At 64.4% G+C, this 22,940-nt stretch carries 23 protein-coding genes; 19 read left to right on the top strand and 4 right to left on the bottom strand.

Annotation, left to right across the window (positions count from 1 at the left end; genetic code table 11):
• The first annotated feature begins 9 nt into the window (after positions 1-9).
• From R2N03_RS17135 to ftsB, 11 genes are all read left to right on the top strand, one after another.
• Positions 10-2,529 carry a DNA internalization-related competence protein ComEC/Rec2 gene (locus R2N03_RS17135; RefSeq protein ID WP_316658999.1) on the top strand — a complete coding sequence of 840 codons (2,520 nt, stop codon included), beginning with the start codon at positions 10-12 and terminating at the stop codon, positions 2,527-2,529.
• Between the two features lie 107 nt (positions 2,530-2,636).
• Positions 2,637-4,121: a circularly permuted type 2 ATP-grasp protein gene (locus tag R2N03_RS17140; protein ID WP_316659001.1), complete on the top strand. Its 1,485-nt coding sequence runs from the start codon at positions 2,637-2,639 to the stop codon at positions 4,119-4,121.
• A 46-nt stretch (positions 4,122-4,167) separates the two neighbouring features.
• Positions 4,168-5,118, top strand: coding sequence for an alpha-E domain-containing protein (locus R2N03_RS17145; RefSeq protein WP_316659002.1), 951 nt, complete (start codon positions 4,168-4,170; stop codon positions 5,116-5,118).
• A gap of 57 nt (positions 5,119-5,175) precedes the next feature.
• Positions 5,176-6,012 carry a transglutaminase family protein gene (locus tag R2N03_RS17150; RefSeq protein WP_316659003.1) on the top strand — a complete coding sequence of 279 codons (837 nt, stop codon included), beginning with the start codon at positions 5,176-5,178 and terminating at the stop codon, positions 6,010-6,012.
• A 92-nt stretch (positions 6,013-6,104) separates the two neighbouring features.
• A complete protein-coding gene (locus tag R2N03_RS17155) occupies positions 6,105-7,007 on the top strand; it encodes a proteasome-type protease (RefSeq protein WP_316659004.1) in 903 nt (300 codons plus the stop codon).
• Between the two features lie 21 nt (positions 7,008-7,028).
• Positions 7,029-7,850, top strand: a complete 822-nt coding sequence (locus R2N03_RS17160) for an alpha/beta fold hydrolase (RefSeq protein ID WP_316659005.1) — start codon at positions 7,029-7,031, stop codon at positions 7,848-7,850.
• A gap of 80 nt (positions 7,851-7,930) precedes the next feature.
• Positions 7,931-9,595, top strand: a complete 1,665-nt coding sequence (gene pyrG, locus R2N03_RS17165) for a CTP synthase (protein WP_316659006.1) — start codon at positions 7,931-7,933, stop codon at positions 9,593-9,595.
• 21 nt (positions 9,596-9,616) lie between these two features.
• Positions 9,617-10,471, top strand: a complete 855-nt coding sequence (gene kdsA / locus R2N03_RS17170) for a 3-deoxy-8-phosphooctulonate synthase (protein ID WP_316659007.1) — start codon at positions 9,617-9,619, stop codon at positions 10,469-10,471.
• A gap of 73 nt (positions 10,472-10,544) precedes the next feature.
• Positions 10,545-10,835 carry a DUF1330 domain-containing protein gene (locus R2N03_RS17175; RefSeq protein ID WP_316659009.1) on the top strand — a complete coding sequence of 97 codons (291 nt, stop codon included), beginning with the start codon at positions 10,545-10,547 and terminating at the stop codon, positions 10,833-10,835.
• Between the two features lie 47 nt (positions 10,836-10,882).
• A complete protein-coding gene (eno, locus tag R2N03_RS17180) occupies positions 10,883-12,166 on the top strand; it encodes a phosphopyruvate hydratase (protein ID WP_009238483.1) in 1,284 nt (427 codons plus the stop codon).
• Positions 12,167-12,257: 91 nt separating this feature from the next.
• On the top strand, positions 12,258-12,593 hold the full coding sequence (gene ftsB, locus R2N03_RS17185) for a cell division protein FtsB (protein WP_316659020.1): 336 nt from the start codon (positions 12,258-12,260) through the stop codon (positions 12,591-12,593).
• Positions 12,594-12,663: 70 nt separating this feature from the next.
• Here ftsB and R2N03_RS17190 read toward each other — a convergent pair whose 3' ends face one another.
• The 3 genes from R2N03_RS17190 to R2N03_RS17200 form a co-directional block, all read right to left on the bottom strand.
• Positions 12,664-13,068, bottom strand: coding sequence for a hypothetical protein (locus tag R2N03_RS17190; RefSeq protein ID WP_316659021.1), 405 nt, complete (start codon positions 13,066-13,068; stop codon positions 12,664-12,666).
• 105 nt (positions 13,069-13,173) lie between these two features.
• The gene (gene hslO / locus R2N03_RS17195) at positions 13,174-14,187 is read right to left on the bottom strand and encodes an Hsp33 family molecular chaperone HslO (RefSeq protein WP_316659022.1); all 1,014 of its coding nucleotides are present in this window, start codon (positions 14,185-14,187) and stop codon (positions 13,174-13,176) included.
• Entirely contained in the window at positions 14,184-14,711 is a 528-nt protein-coding gene (locus R2N03_RS17200) for a gamma carbonic anhydrase family protein (RefSeq protein ID WP_316659023.1), read from the bottom strand. The genes hslO and R2N03_RS17200 overlap by 4 nt, the downstream gene beginning before the upstream one ends.
• Before the next feature lie 115 nt (positions 14,712-14,826).
• On the opposite strand from R2N03_RS17200, the gene R2N03_RS17205 reads away from it, so the two are divergent.
• Positions 14,827-15,657 carry a ferritin-like domain-containing protein gene (locus R2N03_RS17205; RefSeq protein WP_316659024.1) on the top strand — a complete coding sequence of 277 codons (831 nt, stop codon included), beginning with the start codon at positions 14,827-14,829 and terminating at the stop codon, positions 15,655-15,657.
• A gap of 76 nt (positions 15,658-15,733) precedes the next feature.
• Positions 15,734-16,651 (top strand): alpha/beta fold hydrolase, encoded by a 918-nt coding sequence (locus R2N03_RS17210; RefSeq protein WP_316659025.1) that lies wholly within the window; start codon positions 15,734-15,736, stop codon positions 16,649-16,651.
• A gap of 9 nt (positions 16,652-16,660) precedes the next feature.
• Here the strand turns inward: R2N03_RS17210 and R2N03_RS17215 are convergent, their stop codons facing one another.
• Positions 16,661-17,740 (bottom strand): NAD(P)/FAD-dependent oxidoreductase, encoded by a 1,080-nt coding sequence (locus R2N03_RS17215; RefSeq protein WP_316659027.1) that lies wholly within the window; start codon positions 17,738-17,740, stop codon positions 16,661-16,663.
• Positions 17,741-17,896: 156 nt separating this feature from the next.
• Between R2N03_RS17215 and R2N03_RS17220 the strand changes: the two genes are divergently transcribed.
• The 6 genes from R2N03_RS17220 to dapA all read left to right on the top strand — a co-directional run bounded on the left by R2N03_RS17220 (position 17,897) and on the right by dapA (position 22,910).
• Positions 17,897-18,757 carry a 3',5'-nucleoside bisphosphate phosphatase gene (locus R2N03_RS17220; RefSeq protein ID WP_316659029.1) on the top strand — a complete coding sequence of 287 codons (861 nt, stop codon included), beginning with the start codon at positions 17,897-17,899 and terminating at the stop codon, positions 18,755-18,757.
• Between the two features lie 13 nt (positions 18,758-18,770).
• A complete protein-coding gene (locus R2N03_RS17225; RefSeq protein WP_316659030.1) occupies positions 18,771-19,394 on the top strand; it encodes an L-threonylcarbamoyladenylate synthase in 624 nt (207 codons plus the stop codon).
• A gap of 50 nt (positions 19,395-19,444) precedes the next feature.
• Positions 19,445-20,110, top strand: a complete 666-nt coding sequence (locus R2N03_RS17230) for a site-2 protease family protein (RefSeq protein ID WP_316659193.1) — start codon at positions 19,445-19,447, stop codon at positions 20,108-20,110.
• A gap of 21 nt (positions 20,111-20,131) precedes the next feature.
• Positions 20,132-21,334: a tryptophan--tRNA ligase gene (locus tag R2N03_RS17235; RefSeq protein ID WP_316659031.1), complete on the top strand. Its 1,203-nt coding sequence runs from the start codon at positions 20,132-20,134 to the stop codon at positions 21,332-21,334.
• Between the two features lie 37 nt (positions 21,335-21,371).
• A complete protein-coding gene (locus tag R2N03_RS17240; RefSeq protein ID WP_316659194.1) occupies positions 21,372-21,908 on the top strand; it encodes a class I SAM-dependent methyltransferase in 537 nt (178 codons plus the stop codon).
• Between the two features lie 117 nt (positions 21,909-22,025).
• Complete coding sequence (gene dapA, locus R2N03_RS17245) at positions 22,026-22,910, top strand: 4-hydroxy-tetrahydrodipicolinate synthase (protein WP_316659032.1); 885 nt, start codon at positions 22,026-22,028, stop codon at positions 22,908-22,910.
• The last annotated feature ends 30 nt before the right edge of the window (positions 22,911-22,940 follow it).

Raw genomic sequence — 22,940 nt, forward strand, 5'->3', positions numbered from 1 at the left:
GCCCGCACAGTGCGTTCGGTTCTCATCGGCTTTGTGGCTGGCTGCATGGTGCTGCAGATGCAGGCAGCGCTTGCACCGTTGTGGCTGCCCGTTACCCTGCTCGCGTTTGGCTTAGGGCTCGCCTTCCTGGCGCGATGCCGGGCGCGCCTGTTTCCTGTCTTGCTTGCTGCGAGTGCCGTGGCTGCGGGTTTTGCCTGGAGCGACTGGCGCGCGGAGCAACGCCTGTCCGTCGCACTCGGCGCGGCGTGGGAAGGCAAGGACATCATCGCCACTGGCGTCGTGGTCGACTTGCCGCAAGTTGCCGAAAGCGCCACACGCTTTCTTTTCGAGATCGAATCGAGCACCGCCGGCGACGCAGTACCGCCGCTTGTGCGCCTGTCCTGGTATGGGGCGCGAAACGGCCGCGGTACCGACGAGGACGACACTGCACCCGACCGCCGTGCCGGCATTCCCGATCTGCAGCCCGGTCAGCGCTGGCAACTGACAGTCCGGCTCAACCGGCCGCACAGTCTGATCAACCCCGAGGGGTTCGACGGCGAATACGCGATGCTCGCGGACAACATTCGCGCGACCGGCTATGTGCGTACCGCTAAGCGGGTAAAGAATGCGCAGCTCGATGAGGCTGGTTCGGGGTTCTGGCTGGGTGTCGAACGCTGGCGCGCCGCGGTTCGCCGCCGCATCCTCGCTGCATTGCCGGATGCGCGCCATGCAAACGTCATCGTTGCGCTTGTTGTGGGAGACCAAAGCGGTATCGCCACTGAAGACTGGGAGCTGTTCCGGCGGACCGGAATCAGCCACCTCGTCAGCATCTCTGGCCTGCATATCACGATGATCGCAAGCCTCTTTGCGGCGCTCTGGATGGCGCTCTGGCGCCGCTCGTTTGGAATGGCGCGCTGGTTACGCACGCCGCTGCCGCTGCGCATGCCGACGCCGCGCGCGGGTGCCATCGCGGCCACGCTGGCAGCCTTTGCCTACTGCCTGCTCGCGGGGATGGGCGTGCCGGCGCAGCGGACGCTCCTGATGCTTTCGACCGTCGCGATCGCGCGGCTCACCGATCGCAACGTGCCGGCCAGTCTGTCGTTATGTTGGGCGGCGGCAATCGTTGCGGTGGTCGACCCTTGGGCGGTGATGTCGGCTGGCTTCTGGTTGTCATTCGGGGCGGTGGCGATCATCTTTCTTGCCGCGCAGTTGCCGCTCGACGGGGGACGCAGCCCAGACACCCCCGGTTGGCCGACGCGTCTAGCCCGTAGTCTGCAGGGTGCCACGCGCATGCAACTCGCCATCACGTTCGGGCTGCTGCCGCTGACCTTGCTGCTGTTCCAGCAGACATCGGTGGTGTCCGCGGCGGCCAACGGGCTGGCGATTCCGCTGGTGAGTTTCGTGACCACGCCGCTCGCCCTGGGCGGCGCAGCGTTGCCGGATCCTCTGGCGCAGCCGCTGCTGATGTGGTCGGAGACGAGCTTCGGTTGCCTCGTTTCCTGGCTGGAGTGGCTGGCCCGGCCAAGCTGGTCCGTATGGGCGGCGCCGATGGCCCCAGCCTGGGCGCTATTGCTTGCGATCGGCGGCGTGGTGTTGCTGCTGCTGCCGGGGGCCCATCGGGCCTGGGCGTGGCGCGCGCAGGGCGCGCTCCTGCTGATGCCGATGGTGCTCGCGCGCGTGCCGGCGCCGCTGCCCGGCGAATTCCGCGTCGTTGCCTTCGATATCGGCCAGGGCGCTGCCACGCTGGTCGAAACGGCCAACCACCGTCTGCTGTTCGATACGGGCCCCCGGTACGGCGACCATGCCGATGCCGCCGCCCGCGCCATCACCCCATACTTTCGTGCGCATGGCGTGGAAGCACTCGATGCGCTCATTGTCAGCCACGAAGACACCGACCACGCCGGTGGCACCGAAACCGTGATCGAAGCCGTGCCGGTGCGCACCATGTTGGCGTCCTTACCCGAAGGCCATGCGCTGTATGCAGTGGCCGGAGCGCACGGCATCAGGCTGACGAGATGCCAGGCCGGGCAAGCCTGGAGTTGGGATGGCGTGACTTTCATGGTGCTGCATCCGGTGCCGGCGCCTCACGATGGTGCGACCGTGACAAGCAACGCCCGCAGCTGCGTGCTGCGGGTCGACAATGGCCGGCACGCCGCGCTGCTGACGGGCGATATCGAGACCGCCCAGGAGACGGGGCTCGTCGCCGGGCCGCCGGAGCGGCTGATGGCAGACATCTTGCTTGTGCCGCATCACGGCAGCAAGACGAGCTCCAGCGGCGCGTTCCTGGACGCGGTGTCTCCGCAGGTAGCGATTTTCCAGGTCGGCTACCGCAACCGGTACGGGCATCCGCATCCGCAGGTGTGGCAGCGCTACGTGGCGCGCGACATCGAACGGCTGCGCACCGATGAGACCGGCGCCGTCGTCGTGCAGACGCGCGGCGATGCGCTCGATGTCCAGACGGCGCGGTCCATGCGGTCACGCTACTGGTCCTCCGCGCGGGACGTGGAAGCGCTGGCGACGGGCCCGGAAGCGATGGGCGCGCTGCCGTGAAACATGGTGGCACAACGGATTGGCCCCAATTGTGGGGCGCAAAACCGCTGTACTATAAAAATCGCGTGCCGTGCACACCGTACGGCACGTCATCAGGGGAGAACAGCATGGCAGTCCGGTTCTACGATGAAATGCTCAAATGGCATGACGGTGACCGCAGCCCCCATGCCGCTGAACCGGATCCGGCAGGGCTCGTCCAGCAGGGCGAGGTGCGCGCGCACTACGAGCGGTTCGCGGAATGGCTGAGTGGCCAGTCCGCCGCCACGCTGCAGAACAAGCGCGCTGAGGCCGACCTGATTTTCCGCCGCGTCGGCATCACCTTTGCCGTGTATGGCGACAAGGACGAATCGAACAGCGGCACCGAGCGCACGATTCCATTCGATATCATCCCGCGCATTTTCCCGGCCAGCGAATGGGCGACGCTCGAACGTGGTCTGCGTCAGCGGGTGGATGCGCTCAACCGCTTCCTGCGCGATATCTATCACGAGCAGGACATCCTGCGGGCAGGCGTCATCCCGCCCGAACAGATCTACAACAACGCCCAGTACCGGCCTGACATGCTGGGTGTGAGCGTGCCGCGCGACATCTACGCGCACGTGGCCGGCATCGACATCGTGCGGGCTGGCGAGGGTGAGTTCTACGTGCTGGAAGACAACCTGCGTGTGCCTTCCGGGGTGTCGTACATGCTGGAAAACCGCAAGATGATGATGCGGCTGTTTCCCGAGCTGTTTGCGCGCAATCGTGTGGCGCCGGTCGCGCATTACCCCGATCTGTTGCTCGACATGCTGCGCAGCGTGTCGCCGCAGAACATTGCCGATCCGACCGTCGTGGTGCTCACGCCGGGCATGTACAACTCGGCGTATTTCGAGCATGCGTTCCTCGCGCAGCAGATGGGGGTGGAGCTGGTGGAAGGGCACGACCTGTTCGTGCAGGACGACCACCTCTACATGCGCACCACGCAAGGTCCGCAACGGATCGACGTGATCTACCGCCGTGTCGACGACGACTTTCTTGATCCGCTGGTATTCCGTCCCGATTCCTCGCTGGGCGCGGCGGGGCTGCTGTCGGTCTATCGCGCGGGCAACGTCACCATCTGCAATGCCATCGGTACCGGCGTGGCCGATGACAAGTCGATCTACCCGTACGTGCCCGACATGATCCGCTTTTACCTGGGCGAGGAGCCGATCCTGAACAACGTGCCGACCTACATGTGCCGTCGCCCGGACGACCTGCAATACGTGCTCGATCACATGCATGAACTGGTGGTCAAGGAGACGCATGGCGCGGGCGGCTACGGCATGCTGGTGGGGCCGGCCGCCTCGCAGGCGGAGATCGCGGCCTTCCGGGAAGTCGTCAAGGCGATGCCCGAGCAGTACATCGCCCAGCCAACGCTCGCGCTGTCGACGTGCCCGACCTACGTCGACGCGGGCATCGCACCGCGACACATCGATCTTCGACCATTCGTGCTGTCGGGCAAGGACGTGCGCATGGTGCCCGGGGGGCTGACGCGCGTGGCGCTGCGGGCGGGCTCGCTGGTGGTCAATTCGTCGCAAGGCGGCGGAACAAAGGATACGTGGGTGCTGGAGCGCTGAAGCATCGCCATCGCCACCGACATCACCGAATACGTAAGGGGAAGCCATGCTCAGCCGCACCGCCGATCACCTTTTCTGGATGGCGCGCTACACCGAACGGGCCGAGAACACCGCCCGCATGCTCGACGTCAACTACCAGACCTCGCTGCTGCCGCAATCGGCGGAAGTGGCGGAGCAGGGCTGGTGGGCCATGCTCGATATCTCCGAACTGACGCAGGTGTTTGACGAGCGCTACGGGCTGCTTTCGCGCGATGACGTGATTGACTTCATGGTCCGCGATCTGACGAACCCGTCATCGATCATGAGCTGCCTGCGGGGTGCGCGGGAGAACGCCCGCGCCGTGCGAGGCTCGATCACGACCGAGGTGTGGGAAACGATCAACACCACCTGGCTGGACGTGCAGCGCCTGATTGCGGAGGGCATGCTGCGCGACGATCCGTCCCAATTTTTCGAATGGGTGAAATTCCGCTCGCACCTCTCGCGCGGCGTGCAGCTCGGGACCATGCTCAAGGATGACGCCTTTTACTTCATGCGCCTGGGTACCTTCCTGGAGCGCGCCGACAACACCGCGCGGATCCTTGACGTGAAGTTCCAGTCGACGCCCACGCGTGACGAGAGTGCTGCCGAGCACGCGGATTTCTATCACTGGGCGGCGATCCTGCGGTCGGTTTCGGGTTTCGAGGTCTATCGCAAGATCTACCGGAACGTGATCACCCCCATGCGCGTAGCAGAGCTGCTGATCTTGCGCAGCGACATGCCGCGATCACTGCTGGCCAGCATGGACGAGGTGGTCGCGATTCTCTCGACCGTGCGTAACAGCCAGTCCGCTGAGACGGAGCGGCGCGCTGGTAAATTGCATGCCGATTTGCGTTACGCCCGCATCGAAGACATCCTCGCGGTTGGCCTGCATGCGTGGCTGACCAACTTCCTCGAGCGCATCAACGATTTGGGTAACGGCATCAGTCAGGACTTCCTGGTCCCCCTCGATGCGGCGTGACGCGCGGGGCCTTTTGTGTTCATCAGGGTGCGGCCTCGGGGCCGGGCCCCTGCGATCGTGAAATACCAAATTCGACACACGACGGTCTACCGTTACGCTGAGCCGCTGCGCCACAGCGTGCATGAACTGCGATTGACACCTCGCAGCGGCCCCTTGCAGCAGGTGGATAGCTGGCAGATTCACGCCCCAGGCAACCTGACCCGCGCCACTGATGGCTTTGGCAACGTCGTGCATCACTTCACGCTCGGCAACCGCACCGCCGATGTCACCATCGATGCGCGAGGGATTGTCGAGGCGTTTCCTGCCGGCACACCCGGCAGCCATCGCTTTGTCGATGCACCGGGTGAGGGGCGCTATCGCGTCTCGCCACTGTACTTTCTCAGCTCGACACCGCTGACCGCCGCGCCGCCCGAAATGGTGGCGTTTGCGCGCGAGCACGGCTTGGTCCGGGGTGATGCCGGGTCGGCGCTCAACCTCGCCCGTGCCATCGCGCAGCGGGTGCGCTACAAGCCCAATGCCACCGACGTGGGGACGACCGCCGCCGAAGCGTTCAACCTGGGCGCTGGCGTGTGCCAGGACCAGGCACAGGTGATGGTGGCGTGCTGCCGGGTGTTGGGTGTTCCCGCGCGCTATGTCAGCGGCTACTTTCATGCGGTTGGCGAGGAGGATCTTGCCAGTCACGCCTGGGCGGATGTCTGTCTCGATGCCGAGACGCACACGTGGTGCAGCATCGACGTGACACATCAATGCTTTACCGACGCACGTCATATCCGCCTGGCGGTTGGGCGTGACTACCAGTCGGCGGCACCGATTCGCGGCATTCGCCAGGGGGGTGGGGCGGAGACGCTGGACGTCAGCATCTCAATTGAGCCGCTGCCCGCTGACGCCGCCTGAGTGAATCGAGGACCACTTCCAAGCGTGTCCGAGGCGTGACGGTCGACACGCTAGAATGCGTGTAACCACAGACTCCGATTGTTGCTTCGCCCATGACTTATTGCGTCGCCATGCGCCTGGACGCTGGCCTGGTCTTCTTGTCGGACTCCCGCACCAATGCGGGCGTCGATGCCATTTCCACCTTCCGCAAGATGACCGTTTTCGAGCGTGAGGACGATCGCGTCATGGTGCTGTTGACCGCCGGCAACCTCGCCATCAGCCAAGCGGTGCGACAGGTGCTGGCCGAGGCGCGCGATAAGCCCCGCTCGCTGTGGACGGCGCGCGATATGTTCGAGGCTGCCACCATCGTCGGCGAGGCGGTGCGCGAAGTGTATGACCGCGATGCCGCCGCACTGGCCAAAGCCAAGATCGATTTCAACGTGAGCATCATCTTCGGGGGGCAGATCGGTGCGGAGCGGCCACGATTGTTCAACGTCTATGCCGCGGGCAATTTCATCGAGGCGACGCCCGAGAACTGCTATTTCCAGATCGGCGAGGCCAAGTACGGCAAGCCCATCATCGATCGGGTGGTCGCGCCGACGTTGCCCCTGGATGAGGCTGCCAAATGCGCGTTGATCTCAATGGATTCGACGCTGAAGTCGAATATTTCTGTGGGCCTGCCGCTGGATCTGCTGGTGTACGAAGCGGATGCTCTGCGGGTGACGCGCTTTGTCGCCATCGATGAAGAGAACCCCTATTTCGCGATGATCCGCAGCACCTGGGGCAAGCGCCTGCGCCAGGTGTTTTCCGAGATCGAAGATCCGGCTTGGTCAACCCTGACCCAGCCGGTGCATCCGCTGGGGCGAGAGGGGCACGCGTCGGCCCAGGTGGAGCCCGTGCGCGTCGCGCCGCCGGCTGCCGATGCGCCAGCGGTGCCGCAACGGGCTCCTGGCCCGGCTGTCGAGCAGCCGGCCACGGCACAGCAGGCGGCTGGCGGATCGCAGGCATCGTACTGACATCACAGAAGGGGTCGACCGATGCGCGACGTGATGCTCTTTTCCCATGCCAACGGCTTTCCGGTGGGTACATATCGAAAGATGCTGGGCGTGCTGAGTGACGAATTCGACATCCGGGCGGTCGAGCGGTTTGGCCATGACCCACGGTTTCCGGTCACCCGATCGTGGCCGGGGCTCGTGAAGGAATTGTTGGCGGAGATCGATGCGCAGGCCGAGCCGGTCTGGCTGGTCGGTCACTCGTTGGGAGGGTTCCTGAGCCTGATGGCCGCATTGCGGCGGCCGGAGCGCGTGCGGGGCGTCCTGATGCTCGACTCCCCCGTCATTGCCGGCTGGCGTGCCAGGTTGTTGCGCGTGGCGCAATGGCTCGATATCGACGATCGCCAGTCGCCCGCTGCCGCCACCAAGAATCGGCGCAACCTGTGGCCGGACCTGGATTCCGTCTGGAGCCACTTCAAGGCAAAGCGGAAGTTCGACCGTTGGGATGAGGATGTGCTGCGCGATTACGTCGAGCATGGCACCGAGCCCACCGGCCGTGATGGGGAGCGCACGCTCCGCTTCTCGCGCGAGGTGGAATACCAGATCTACCGCACCTTGCCGACCAACATGGGGCGCTATATTGCCGGCGGCACGGCGTTTCCGGTCAGTTTCGTGGCGGGGACGCGCTCGCGGGAGATTCGCCAGGTCGGTCTCGGCGCGACCCGGCGCTTGGTCGGCCGCCGCCTGCGCTGGATCGAAGGTAGCCATTTATACCCGATGGAGAAACCCCTGGAGACGGCCTCGCTGATCAGGCAGATGATCCATGAGATGCGCGCCGACACGGCCGCCATGCGGCGCGCTGCCTGAATGGGGAAAATCCGCCCATCTGTCACGGATTGGTGAGGACACCTTTGGTATAATCCGGCTTTCCCCGGCAAGCCAGGTTTATGACCAAGTTCGTATTCGTCACCGGTGGCGTTGTGTCCTCACTCGGCAAGGGCATCGCCGCCGCCTCGCTCGCGGCCATTCTTGAGTCGCGCGGCCTCAAAGTCACCCTCCTCAAACTCGATCCTTACATCAACGTCGACCCGGGCACGATGAGCCCGTTCCAGCACGGCGAAGTGTTCGTGACGGAAGACGGCGCTGAAACCGACCTCGATCTTGGTCACTACGAGCGGTTCGTCTCGGCCAAGATGCGTAAGTCGAACAATTTCACCACCGGCCAGATCTACGAATCCGTGATCCGCAAGGAGCGTCGCGGCGAGTATCTCGGCAAGACGGTGCAGGTCATCCCGCACATCACCAACGAGATCCAGGCCTTCATCGAGCGTGGCGCCAAGGCCTCGCACGACGGCAAGGCCGACGTGGCGATCGTTGAAATCGGCGGGACGGTGGGCGATATCGAATCGCTGCCGTTCCTCGAGGCTGCGCGCCAGATGAGCCTGCGCCTGGGTCGCAACCAGGCTGCGTTCGTGCACCTGACGCTGGTGCCGTTCATCGCCAGCGCCGGCGAGCTCAAGACCAAGCCGACCCAGCACTCGGTGCAGAAGCTGCGCGAAATCGGCGTTCAGCCCACCGCGCTCCTGTGCCGCGCCGATCGCCCGATTCCCGAGGATGAGCGCGCGAAGATTTCCCTCTTCGCCAACATGCCGCAGGACGCCGTGATCTCGGTGTGGGACGTCGACACCATCTACAAGATCCCGCAGATGCTCAACGAGCAGGGGCTGGATCGCATCATCTGCGAAGAGCTGCGCATCGAGGCGCCGCCAGCGGACCTGTCGGTGTGGGCGCACATGGTGCACACGCTGGAAAATCCGCAGCACGAGATCACCATCGGCATGGTCGGCAAGTACGTCGACCTCACCGAGTCGTACAAGTCGCTCATCGAGGCGCTGCGCCACGCCGGCCTGCATACCTCGACGCGCGTCAACATTGAATACATCGATTCCGAAGAGCTGGAGTCCGGCCATACCGAGGTACTGGAAGCGCTGGATGCGATTCTGGTGCCCGGCGGTTTTGGCAAGCGCGGGACCGAAGGCAAGATCCGTGCAATCCAGTACGCCCGCGAGAATGGTGTGCCTTACCTGGGTATCTGCCTGGGGATGCAGTTGGCTGTGATTGAATTCGCCCGCCACCTTGCCGGCATGAATGACGCCAACAGCACGGAATTCAACGACGAGACGGAACATCCGGTGGTGGCGCTCATAACCGAATGGCTGGATCGCGATGGCCGCGTCGAGAAGCGCTCCGTGGATTCCGACCTGGGCGGCACCATGCGCCTGGGCTCGCAGCGCGTGCCCGTTCAGCCTGGCACCAAGGCCGCGACAATTTATGGCGCGGAAGTCAACGAGCGCCATCGCCACCGCTACGAGGTGAACAACCACTACGTGCCGCAGCTGGAAAAGGCCGGGATGATCATCTCGGCGCGCACGCCGTCCGAGAACCTGCCGGAGATGATGGAGTTGCCGGCATCGATGCACCCGTGGTTCGTCGGCGTGCAGTTCCACCCGGAATTCACCTCGACGCCGCGTGACGGCCACCCGTTGTTCAAGGCCTACGTGGAAGCCGCGCTGGCGCATCACAACCAGACCGCGCAGCGCGCTGTCGCCTAAGCGCTGGCATACGGGAACATCATGAAACTCTGCGATTTCGAAGTCGGCCTCGACAAACCGTTCTTCCTGATTGCCGGCACCTGCGTGATCGAATCCGAGCAGATGGCGATCGATACTGCCGGCACGCTCAAGGAGATCACGGGCGCACTGGGCATTCCGTTCATCTACAAGTCGTCGTTCGACAAGGCGAACCGCTCGTCGGACAGCTCGTTCCGCGGTCTGGGCATGGAAGAGGGCCTGCGCATCCTGGCGGAAGTCCGTCGCCAGGTGGGCGTGCCGGTGTTGACCGACGTGCATGAAATCGACGAGATCAAGCCGGTCGCAAGCGTCGTCGACGTGCTGCAGACGCCGGCCTTCCTGTGCCGCCAGACTGATTTCATCCGGGCCTGCGCGCAGAGCGGCAAACCGGTGAACATCAAGAAAGGACAGTTCCTCGCGCCGCACGATATGAAGAACGTCATCGACAAGGCGCGCCACGCTGCACGCGAGGCCGGCCTGCCCGAAGACAACTTCATGGCCTGCGAGCGCGGTGCTTCGTTCGGTTACAACAACCTCGTCTCGGACATGCGCTCGCTGGCGATCATGCGCGAGACGGGTGCGCCCGTGGTGTTCGATGCAACGCACTCGGTGCAACTGCCCGGCGGCCAGGGCACCAGCTCGGGCGGCCAGCGCGAGTTCGTGCCGGTGCTGGCGCGTGCGGCCATCGCTGTGGGCGTAGCGGGCCTTTTCATGGAAACGCACCCCGACCCGGCATGCGCAAAATCAGACGGCCCGAATGCCGTGCCCCTGCGCCGCATGAAAGACTTGCTGTCGGTACTGAAAGAACTGGATGTGCTCACCAAGCGCAGCGGATTCCTGGAAAATCAGTTCGATTGATCGCTTGACCTTACCGGACCGGCGGCGCTGATTGCCGCCGTTGTCGTTGGTTGTCGCTTTCGGAGAGAGACACATGGCCGCTGGCTACATCCTCGCGTACGTGGACGTGACGGACCCCGTGCAATACGAGCAATACAAGGTGCTGTCGACCAAGGCCATGCAAGTTCATGGCGCCGAGCCGCTGGTGCGCGGCGGCAAGACCGAGTCGCTTGAAGGCGAGTGGAACCCCACCCGCATCGTCGTGCTCAAGTTCCCGAGCTATGACGCCGCCAAGGCCTTCCATGACAGCGAGGAGTATCGCGCCGCCCGCGAAGCGCGCTCCAAGGCCGCCAAGATGAACATGATTGTGGTTGAAGGCGTTTAAGCCCATCGACCGCTTGCGTTAGCTTTAAGACACCAAGAGGGATTTACATGAGTGCCATCGTAGATATCATCGGTCGCGAAGTGCTGGACTCGCGCGGCAACCCCACCGTCGAATGCGACGTGCTGCTGGAATCGGGCGTGATGGGCCGTGCAGCGGTGCCGTCGGGCGCATCCACCGGCTCGCGTGAAGCCATCGAACTGCGTGACGGCGACAAGTCGCGCTACCTGGGCAAGGGCGTGCTGAAGGCCGTCGAGCACATCAACACCGAAATCTCCGAGGCCATCATGGGCCTGGACGCGTCGGAACAGGCGTTCCTGGACCGCACCCTGATCGATCTGGACGGTACCGAGAACAAGAGCCGCCTGGGCGCCAACGCCATGCTGGCGGTGTCGATGGCCGTTGCCAAGGCCGCTGCCGAAGAAGCCGGCCTGCCGCTGTATCGCTATTTCGGCGGTTCGGGCGCGATGCAGATGCCGGTGCCGATGATGAACATCGTCAACGGCGGCGCACACGCCAACAACAGCCTGGACATCCAGGAATTCATGGTGATGCCGGTCGGCCAGTCGAGCTTCCGTGAGGCCCTGCGCTGCGGCGCGGAGATCTTCCACGCGCTGAAGAAGATCCTGGCTGACAAGGGCATGAGCACGGCCGTGGGCGACGAAGGCGGCTTCGCACCGAACTTCGCCAGCAACGAAGAATGCCTGAACACCATCCTGTCGGCCATCGAGCAGGCTGGCTACAAGGCGGGTGAAGACGTGCTGCTGGCGCTCGATTGCGCCGCGTCCGAGTTCTACAAGGACGGCAAGTACCACCTCGAAGGCGAAGGCCTCCAGCTGTCGTCGGAAGACTTCGCCAACTACCTGGCAAATCTGGCTGACAAGTTCCCGATCGTGTCGATCGAAGACGGCATGCACGAGAGCGACTGGGCCGGTTGGAAGGCCCTGACCGAGAAGCTCGGCAAGAAGGTGCAGCTGGTGGGCGACGATCTGTTCGTCACCAACACCAAGATCCTGAAGGAAGGCATCGAGAAGGGCATCGCCAACTCGATCCTCATCAAGATCAACCAGATCGGTACGCTGACCGAGACGTTCGCTGCCATCGAGATGGCCAAGCGCGCCGGCTACACCGCCGTGATCTCGCACCGCTCGGGCGAGACCGAAGACAGCACGATCGCCGACATCGCCGTGGGCACGAACGCCGGCCAGATCAAGACCGGCTCGCTGTCGCGCTCGGATCGCATGGCCAAGTACAACCAGCTGCTGCGCATCGAAGAAGACCTCGGTGATATCGCCAGCTACCCGGGCAAGTCGGCGTTCTATAACCTGCGATAATCCCGCGCAGTTTCGCTTCGCCTGACCGTGCGACCGCCGATGTGGCGGTCGCGTGGTATCTGGGCTCTGCATCCCGTCAACGCCAGTCCTTATGCGCCTGATTACGCTGTTCCTGCTCCTGCTGCTGCTCGCCATCCAGTACCCGCTCTGGCTGGGCAAGGGCGGCTGGCTGCGCGTGTGGGACATGCAGAAGCAGGTGACCGCCCAAAATCAACGCAACACCGACCTCAAGCAACGGAATACCAAGCTTGAAGGCGAAGTGAAGGACTTGAAGGAGGGCACCGGGGCCATCGAAGAGCGTGCGCGCTACGAGCTGGGCATGGTCAAGGATGACGAGGGCTTTGTGCAGTTTGTCGCGCCCGCGCCCAAGACCAGCGAGACGCCCCCAATGCCAGTGCCTCCGGCAGGACAGCAAACCCGGCACTGAGCGTGCCCGCACCTGATGCGAACACGCGCGCCTGATGGGACGCGCTCGTCTTCAAGACACTTTTCCGGACTTACCAGTAGTACGGGTAGCCCCAGACGGGCGCCCCATAGCTGAAGCCCCATCCGCCATGGTGACGCCAGCCGCTGCCGTAGTACATGGAGTAACTGCCGTAGTAGGGGTATGGCGCGTAATACGGTGTCGCCATGACCGCGCGCGCCTCGGCATCACGCCGGACGGCCTGATCGGATTCACGCAGCGCCTTGGCATTCAACTCGTCCAGCTTCTTGCGCTCCTCCGCCGACAGCGGCGCGGGCGCTGCCGACTGCAAGTCGCCTGACAGGCGCGCGGTATAAGGCGTGCCGCCCGGTCCACGCGGGACGGACACGCATGCCGACACGAGCACCGCAGCAACGACAGGCAGCGCAAGCGTCCCAGCGCGGGAAAGATCGAACGAGCGGCTGATGGGTTCAGACATGATGCACTCCGCGGCAAGCGACAGATGAGGAAGCTGGCGGGTTAGAGTGCGGTCAGTGTTGATAAGTGCCGCGCGCCACGCTTCTTTCACACGCTGTCGCCCGTTTCAATGACGCTGTTCGGACGCCCCCTGAATGCCCTGGGCGACGGTGTCCTGCGCAAAGAGCTGAGCGCAATCCACGGCATCGAAGCTGTAGTGCTGGCCGCAGAATTCGCAGTCGATTTCCACCTTGCCGCGCTCTTCCAGGATGCTGTCGACTTCTGGCTGGCCGAGCGTGCGCAGCATGGCGCCGACCCGCAGGCGCGAGCACGAGCAGCGGAAGTGTGGGTTCAGCGGCTCGAACATGCGGATGCCGGCGGCTTCCATTTCCTCCCAGTACAGCCGTTTGATGAGCGTATCGATCGGCTGCTCGAGCAGTTCTTGGCGCTGCAGCGTCGTGCCGAGCTGGCACACGCGCTCCCACGTGTCGAGATCCTGTTCCGCTGCGTTTTCGTGCAGCGGGTGGCCGGTCTCGCCAACCTGCGCGGGTGCGCGGCCGGCGTGGCCTTCCATGGCGCCGCCGTAAGAGGGCAGTCGCTGCAGCAGCATGCCCGAGGCAACCTTGCCGTCCGCCGCGAGCCAGAGGCGCGTGGCGAGCTGCTCCGAGGCTTGCATGTAGTGCTCGAGCACCTCGGTCATGCTCGCGAGCGGCCCGTTCTCATCCGACAACGGCACGATGCCCTGATACGGCTGCTGCCCCGGCAGCTTGTCGTGCGGGTCCAGCGTGATTGCAAAGCGCCCGTGACCGTGGACGTTCACCATCGAGGCCAGCGTGGCGTCGTCGGCAATCTCGGCGCCGTCGATCAACTTGGCGGTGGCGCGCATCGACAGGTCGGAGTTGCACTCCACCACGAGCATGCGTACCGGGCCGTCACCGTGCAGTTGCATCACCAGCGCGCCGTTGAATTTGAGGTTGGCCGAGAGCAGTGCGGCGGCGGCCATCATCTCGCCCAGCAGTGTGCTCACCGGGGCAGGGTAGCGGCGGCGGCGCAGGACCTCTTGCCACGTCCCTTCCAGGCGCACCAGTTCACCGCGCACGGGCGCGGCGTCGAATATGAATTTCTTCAGCTCGTCAGTCATCCATCGATCCGTTTCAGTTGCTGCTTGTACATCGCCTGGCGCACCGCATACGTTTCGGTGTTCAGGTGCATCTTGGCGATGTCGTCTTCCGTCAGTTTGCGCACGGCCTTGGCGGGCGCGCCCAGAATGAGCGTACTGTCTTCGAAGACCTTGCCTTCCGTCACGATCGCACCCGCACCTACCAGGCAGTTCTTGCCGATCACCGCGCGATTGAGCACCACTGCTTGAATGCCGATCAGCGAGCCTTCGCCGATGGTGCAGCCGTGCAGCATGGCCTGATGGCCGATCGTGACGCGGTCGCCTATGTTCAGCGGGCAACCCGGGTCGGTGTGCAGCACAGAACCTTCCTGCACGTTACTGGCCTCGCCGACCGTGATCGGCTCGTTATCGCCGCGGATGACCGCACCCGGCCAGACGCTGGCGCGCGCCTTGAGTTCCACGCGACCGATGACGGTCGCTTCAGGCGCCACGTAGGCGTTTTCATCGATGGTCGGGGCAGCGTCACCGAGTTGATAGAGGGCCATGCGATCGGTCTCCAGAATCTGCGTAATTGGGGGAAGTGGGCGCGTCTTCAAGCCCGCCGGGGTCGGCAGGCCGATGCGTCGAATTAAAATAGCGGAAAGCCCGAATTGTACGCTGATGACTGTAGCCGAATCCCCCTCCAACACGCTGCGCCGGGCTGCTCTGGCAGCCCTGTGCCTCACCGATCCCGCCAGCAAGGTGGACGCCACGCTGCGGCTGGGCAAATGGGCGACCTGCGCGGCTGAACCCGACTGGGGAGCTGGCGAGGTGATCGCCGCGCCGGCCAGTGGCATCCCCGGCCGACCGGTCGCCCCGCGGCTCGTGGCGCCCGCGGATGTGCCTCGCCGACGCGCGATCGATACGCCGCACGGTCGTGCTGTGCTGCTCCATGCACTTGCGCATATCGAGTTCAATGCCATCAACCTGGCGCTGGACGCCGTATGGCGTTTTGCCGGCATGCCGATCGCCTTTTACCAGGACTGGACGCGGGTGGCTGCCGAAGAGGCGACGCATTTCTCGCTGCTGTCCGCCCACCTGGCCACGCTCGATTGCCACTATGGCGATTACCCGGCCCACGATGGACTCTGGCAGATGACGGAGAAGACCGCCTGCGACCCGCTCGCCCGCATGGCGTTGGTGCCGCGGACGCTGGAGGCGCGCGGTCTGGACGCGTCGCCGCCGATCCGTGCAAAGCTCGCACAGGCAGGCGACGGCGCTGCTGCCGACATCCTCGATGTCATCCTGCGCGATGAGATCGGCCACGTGGCAGTCGGCAACCGCTGGTACCGCTGGCTGTGCGAGCGAGCGGGCGTCGACCCGCTGCCGACCTACCGTGCGCTCGCCGAGCAATACGGCGCGCCGCGGCTGCGGGGGCCCTTCAATCTCGATGCTCGCCGGCGAGCGGGGTTCGACGAGGACGAGATCGCCGCGCTCGAAGCGTCGTTCTAAGCCGCACGCGGCAGGGTGTCCACCGCTATAATCACCAGAAAAAGAACGATCGTTCGATTATCCGGTGACGCAAACCATGGACCCTACGCCGCTGCTGGCCACGCGCCAAGCTTCCCGCTCCACTTACCTGGATGTGCGCGGCCTGCGCTATCACGTCCGCGAATGGGGCGAACCCGGCGCGCCCATCCTGTTCCTGTTCCATGGCTGGATGGACGTGTCGGCATCGTTCCAGTTTCTGGTCGATGCGTTGCGCCAGCAGTGGCACATCGTGGCCCCCGATTGGCGCGGCTACGGGCTGACCGCCCGGCCCACCGATGCTGCGGGTGTGGATTGTTACTGGTTCGCGGACTACCTGGCCGACCTCGAAGCCATCGTCGACCACTACCAGCCCGAAGGGCAATTGATGCTGGTCGGCCACAGCATGGGCGCCAACGTGGTTTGCCTGTATGCGGGCATCCGACCGGAGCGCGTGCACCGTGTCGTCGACCTCGAGGGTTTTGGCATGAGCGCGTCCAGGGCGTCGCAGGCGCCGCGCCGGTATGCGCGCTGGCTCGATGAACTGAAAGACAAGCCACGCCTGAATACCTATGCCACCCTCGAAGACGTTGCCGCGAGGTTGCAGAAGACGAACCCGCGCCTGCCGGTCGACAAGGCCACGTTTCTCGCGCAGCACTGGTCGCGCCAGAACGCCGACGGCCGTTGGGAGATCCTGGGCGACCCGGCGCACAAGATCATCAATCCGCAGCTCTACCGGCTCGATGAGGTGATGGAAGTCTGGCGCCGCGTCACCGCGCCGGTGCTGCATGTCGAGGCGGTCGACTCGACCACGCTGAAGGCGATTGCGGGCGACGTGCCGCTGGCGGAATTCAAGGCGCGCTTTGCGGCGTTCCCGGATTTCCGCGAAGTGCTCATCGCCGATGCGGGGCACATGCTGCATCACGATCAGCCCGAGCAGGTGGCTGCGCTGATCGAGGATTTCTGCCGGCCGAGCTGAGCCGCATCGTCACCCCGCCAGCACGTGCAGTTTCGTTTGCAGCCCTGTGTCGTTGCTGGAGTGCGTGTGCACGAGCGTCTTGTCGGGGTACGCATAGCGGTAGGCGCGGCGCAGTGCCATCGCCACCTCATGGAAACCCGAGAGAATCAGTTTCTGCTTGTTCGGATACAGCGCGATGTCGCCTGCTGCAAAAACGCCTGGGCGAGACGTCTCATACGCCGTGGTTTCCACCACGATGCGCCCCGCGCGCATCTCCAAGCCCCAGTTGGCGATGGGGCCGGGCTCTGAGACGAGTCCGTAGAGCGCAATCAGCTCATCGCACGGCACGACTACCTCGCCCTCGCATCCACGCACGGCCACGCCGGTGAGTGCGCCCTCGGGCGTGCTGTCCAGACGCGCAAGCATGCCGAGCACAAAGTCCATTTGTCCGGCGCTGACGGCGGCGCGCATCTCGGCGACGGTCGCATCCGCGGCGCGAAAGCCCTCGCGCCGGTGCACGAGCGACACCCGTGCGGCTACCTTGCGCAGCGCCAATGCCCAGTCGAGCGCGGAATCACCACCGCCTGCAATCATGACGCGCTTGCCCGCAAAGCGCGCTGTGTCGCGCACGGCGTAATGCAGGTGATGGCCTTCGAGCGCGGCTGCCTCGGGCAGCGCCACGCGTTGGGGTGCAAATGCGCCATTGCCCGCGGTGATGAGCACGGCGGCGCAATTGAACATGTCGCCGCCGCTGGTGGTGACGCGGAAGCGCTGGCCATGCTCGCCATCGAGGGTCTCGATGGTTTCGGCGCGACGGCCGCAGAGGATCGGGTAGTTGAACGGCTCGCACTGGGCCATCAGCCGATCGACCAGTTCCTGCGCAGTGCAAGAGACCAGAGCGGGAATGTCGTAGATGGGCTTTTCCGGGTAGAGCTCGGTGCACTGGCCGCCGGGGCGATCCAGCGCATCGACCAGCACGCACGACAGGCCAAGCACACCCGCCTGGAACGCCGCGAACAGGCCGACAGGCCCGGCGCCCACGACAAGTACATCGATGCGTTGTTCTTCGGGCTGGGTGGAACCGGGGAGGGGAGGTACGGCGGTGGTCATGATGGGGCCGTGATGGCGGAACGATGCGGTCACTATAGCGCGCCACGGACGGCGGGCCGCGAACACCGCCACGGGCAGTCGGGTCTTCCGGAAGCCCCGCTGCCGCAGGCGAAGCCCCGTTGCCCCGATTCTGCGTCGCAGCAGTAGAATGTTTGAATGCTTACGCTTTCAGCTGCCTCGATCTGTAACGCCGATCTGCACTGCCATTCGACAGTGTCGGACGGGCTGCTCGCACCCCAAGATGTGGCCGCACGTGCGGCTGCGCACGGCGTGACCCTCTGGTCTCTGACCGATCATGATGAAGTGGGCGGTCAGGCCGCGGCGCGAGTTGCCGCCGAATCGCTTGGCATGGCCTACCTGCCCGGCGTGGAGATTTCCGTCACATGGGCAGGGCGGACGCTGCATATCGTCGGACTGGGCATCGATCCGGATCACCCTGATCTCGTGCACGGCCTGGAACGCACCCGCTCGGGCCGCTGCGCTCGCGCCGAAGACATGAGCGCGGCGCTTGCCAAGCTTGGCATCGAGCGCGCGTACGAAGGCGCACTTCATTTTGCCGGCAATCCCGACATGATCTCGCGCACGCACTTCGCGCGTTTTCTGGTCGAGCGGGGCTATTGTCGCGACATCTCAGAGGTCTTCGAGCGCTATCTCGGCGATGGCAAACCGGGCTACGTGCCGCATCGCTGGGCGCGCCTGACGGATGCCATCGGCTGGATCAAGGGCGCAGGTGGTGTCGCCGTGATGGCGCATCCGGGCCGATATTCGCTCTCGCTGGTGGAGCATGGCGCGCTGTTCGACGAGTTCAAGGAGCTGGGCGGCGAAGCGGTCGAAGTCATTACGGGGAGCCACACGCCCGATCAATATGCCTTGTATGCCGACGTGGCGCGTCGCTACGGCCTGCTGGCCTCGCGCGGGTCGGATTTCCACGGCCCAGGCGAGGGGCGCATCGAACTGGGCGCCCTGCCGCCGTTGCCCGACAACCTGACACCGGTGTGGAGCCGGTGGCTGTCCTGAGCGCAGGCTGCCCATGTCCCAGTTCTTCCAGATTCATCCGGTCACGCCTCAGGGACGACTGATCCGTCAGGCGGCGGAGATCATTCGTGCGGGCGGCCTGGTGGCCCTGCCGACCGACTCCTGCTATGCATTGGCCTGCCACCTGGACGACAAGGCCGCTGTTGAACGCCTGCGCCGCGTACGCGGCATCGACGAGAAACATCACTTGACGCTGATGTGCCGCGATCTCTCCGAGCTGGCCACGTTTGCACGCGTCGACAATAAGCAATATCGCGTCGTCAAGGCCGCCACGCCGGGTCCGTTCGTATTTCTGCTGGAGGCGACCAAGGAAGTCCCGCGCCGCCTGTCGCACCCGTCGCGAAAGACGATCGGATTGCGTGTGCCGGAACACCCGATTCCCCTGGCATTGATGGCTGAACTGGGCGAGCCGCTTCTGTCTGCGACGCTGCAGCTACCGGGCGACGACGAACCGCTCAACGAAGCGGAAACCATTCGCGCGCGGCTCGAGAAGCAGCTCGAACTTGTCATTGATGGCGGGCCGGCCCCGGCGGCGCCCACCACGGTCATCGACCTGACCAGCGGCGAGCCTGAACTCGTGCGCAAGGGGCGCGGCGATCCGGCGCGCGTCGGCCTGTAGACGGTTGGGCGGTGAGCGTGCCGCCGCGCGCTTGCTACAATAGCCCGCTTATGGACCCCACACTGATCCAGAATATCGCGGTCTACGCGATTCCCGTTCTGTTTGCCATTACGCTGCATGAGGCTGCGCATGGCTATGTTGCCAAGCACTTTGGCGACGACACGGCCTATGTCATGGGCCGCATCAGCCTGAATCCGCTGCGGCACATCGACCCGATCGGTACGATTGCGATGCCGCTGTTGCTGTACTTCGCGACCCATGGTGCCTTCGTTTTCGGCTATGCGAAGCCGGTGCCGGTGCGCTTCGACCGCCTGCGGGATCCGCGCTGGCATGGCATGTGGGTGGCGCTGGCCGGGCCGGCCATGAATTTCGCGCAGGCCATCCTCTGGGGCGTACTGGCGGTGGTGCTGACCGTCGGCGGGGTCAATGAACCGTTCCTGATCGGTATGGCGCGCGCGGGTATCCTCGTGAACATGGTGATGGCGGCATTCAACATGTTTCCGCTGCCGCCGCTCGATGGCGGACGCGTGCTGGCCGCGCTTCTGCCGCCGCGGGCTGCGCTCGCGCTATCGCGTATCGAGCCGTTCGGCTTTTTCATCGTGATGGCGCTGATCATTTCGAATGTCATCACCAATATCTGGATGCGCCCCATCATGGCGTTGCTGTTCCAACTGCTGCAATGGATCCTGAGTCCACTGCAGATGCTGTTTTCCTGAGTATCCACTTCCCATTCCCACATGTTTCCTGACCGCGTACTTTCCGGCATGCGTCCGACCGGTGCTCTGCACCTGGGGCATTACCACGGCGTTCTGAAAAACTGGGTCCGGCTGCAGGCCGAGTACCCGTGCTTCTTCTTTGTCGCCGATTGGCATGCCCTGACCACGCACTACGAATCGCCAGAGGTGATTGCGGAATCCGTGTGGGAAATGCTGATCGACTGGCTCGCAGCCGGCGTCGATCCGTCGCAGTCGACGCTGTTCATCCAGAGCCGCGTGCCCGAGCATGCCGAGCTGTTCCTGCTGCTCTCGATGGGCACACCGCTGGGCTGGCTCGAACGGGTGCCGACGTACAAGGATCAGATCGAGAAGCTCAAGGAGAAGGATCTGTCCACGTATGGCTTCCTCGGCTACCCGCTGCTGCAGGCAGCCGACATCCTGATCTATCGCGCCGGCTTCGTGCCGGTAGGTGAAGACCAGGTGCCGCACGTCGAAATGACGCGTGAGGTCGCGCGCCGCTTCAACTATCTGTACGGCCGCGAGCCGGGTTTTGAGGAGAAGGCGCTCGAAGCGGCCAAGAAGCTGGGCGGCAAGCGTGCCAAGCTGTATCTCGAATTGCGCACCGCCTATCAGGAACGCGGCGAGGACGAAGCCCTGGAGCAGGCGCGCGCGCTGCTTGCCGAATCGCAAAGCCTCTCGATGGGCGACCGCGAGCGCCTGTTCGGCTATCTGGAAGGCGCCCGCAAGATCATCCTGCCGGAGCCGCAGGTGCTGCTGACCGAAGCGTCGCGCATGCCGGGTCTCGACGGCCAGAAGATGTCCAAGTCGTATGGCAACACGATCCGCATGCGCGAGGACAAGGAGACCGTCGAGAAAAAGGTTCGCACGATGCCGACCGACCCGGCCCGCGTGCGTCGCACCGATCCGGGTGATCCTGACAAGTGCCCCGTCTGGCAATTGCACCTCGTCTATTCCGACGCGGATACGAAGGAGTGGGTGCAGAAGGGCTGCCGCAGCGCCGGCATCGGTTGCCTCGAATGCAAGCAGCCTGTGATCGAGGGCATCCTGCGCGAGCAGCAACCAATGCTCGAACGCGCCCAGAAGTACATGGACGACCCGTCCCTGCTGCGCGCGATCATCGCCGATGGCTGCGACAACGCGCGCAAGGTCACGCAAGAGACCATGCGCGAGGTCCGCGAGGCGATGGGTCTGTCGTATAGCTGACGCGTTGCCGGTGACTGCTGCCGTGACCGACCCGCACATGCTTGCCGCCCCCTCACCGTGGGTCATGCGCTGGGCCGTCGAGTTGCCGGTCGGCGCATCCGTGCTGGATGTGGCGTGCGGCAGCGGCCGCCACGTGCGTTGGCTGGCCGCTCGCGGATGCCGTGTCACCGGCATCGACCGCGACGCCGCAGCGCTTGCCGGCCTTGCGGGCATCGCCAGCACCATCGTCGCCGATATCGAGAGCGACCCGTGGCCATTGCCTGGGGCGGTTTTCGACGCTGTGGTCGTCACCAACTATCTGCATCGGCCGTTATGGCCGCACCTGCTGGCGGCGGTTGTGCCAGGCGGACGGCTGATTTACGAAACCTTCGCCGCAGGAAACGAAACGGTCGGGAAACCGTCCAACCCGGCGTTCCTTCTGGCACCGGGTGAACTGCTTGACGCCGTGCGCGGCCAGCTGCGCGTGGTTGGCTATGAGGACGGCTTTGTTGCATCGCCCCGTAACGCCTACGTACAACGCCTTTGCGCTGTGCGCGAGCGTGCGGGGGCCGTGGCTCCGCGGTACGCAATTTGAACTTGCTGCAGGCGCGGCTTACCCGTCTCCCGGCGGGGCCCTGATGTGACGAATCCGCGCTGACGATCCGGTACAATCCGGTTGTTTACGTTCACGCTTTTGTCTGCTTTCGAAACCATGATCCAGATTTCCGGCAGTCTCGTCGCCATCGTCACGCCCATGCACGAGGACGGCAGCCTTGATTTCCCGTCGCTGCGCAAGCTCATCGACTGGCACATTGACGAGGGTACCGACGGCATCGTGATCGTCGGCACCAGCGGTGAATCCCCGACCGTGTCGGTGGAAGAGCACCGTGAGTTGATCCGCGTCGCGGTCGAACAGGCCAACAAGCGCATTCCCATCATTGCCGGCACCGGCGGCAACTCCACCACCGAGGCGGTCGAACTGACGGCCTACGCCAAGCAGGTGGGCGCTGATGCCTCCCTGCAGGTCGTGCCGTACTACAACAAGCCAACGCAGGAAGGCATGTACCTGCACTTCCGCAAGGTGGCCGAGTCGGTGGATCTGCCGGTCATTCTGTACAACGTACCTGGTCGTACCGTCGCGGATATGTCGGTCGAGACCATGCTGCGTCTGGCCGAAGTGCCGGGCATCATCGGCGTGAAGGAAGCTACCGGCAACATCGACCGCGCGGCGCATCTCATCAAGGGTGCACCGTCCTCGTTCAAGATCTACAGCGGCGATGACCCGACCGCCGTCGCGCTGATGCTGTTGGGCGGCCACGGCAACATCTCGGTGACGGCGAACGTGGCGCCGCGCGCCATGCATGAGCTCTGCGCGGCCGCCATGCGCGGCGACGTGGAGACGGCTCGTCGCATCCACATGCAATTGCTGTCCTTGCACAAGAACCTGTTCGTCGAATCGAATCCGATTCCCGTGAAATGGGCTCTGCAGGCCATGGGCAAAATGGAAGGCGGCATCCGCCTGCCGTTGACGCCGCTGGCTCCCCAGTATCACGAGGTGGTACGCGCGTCCCTGAAGGACGCCGGACTGCTCTCCTGATGTTTCAAAGCCCTTCCTTGGGCTCTCAAG

Source organism: Ralstonia condita (genome assembly GCF_958405655.1).
Lineage (GTDB): Bacteria > Pseudomonadota > Gammaproteobacteria > Burkholderiales > Burkholderiaceae > Ralstonia > Ralstonia condita.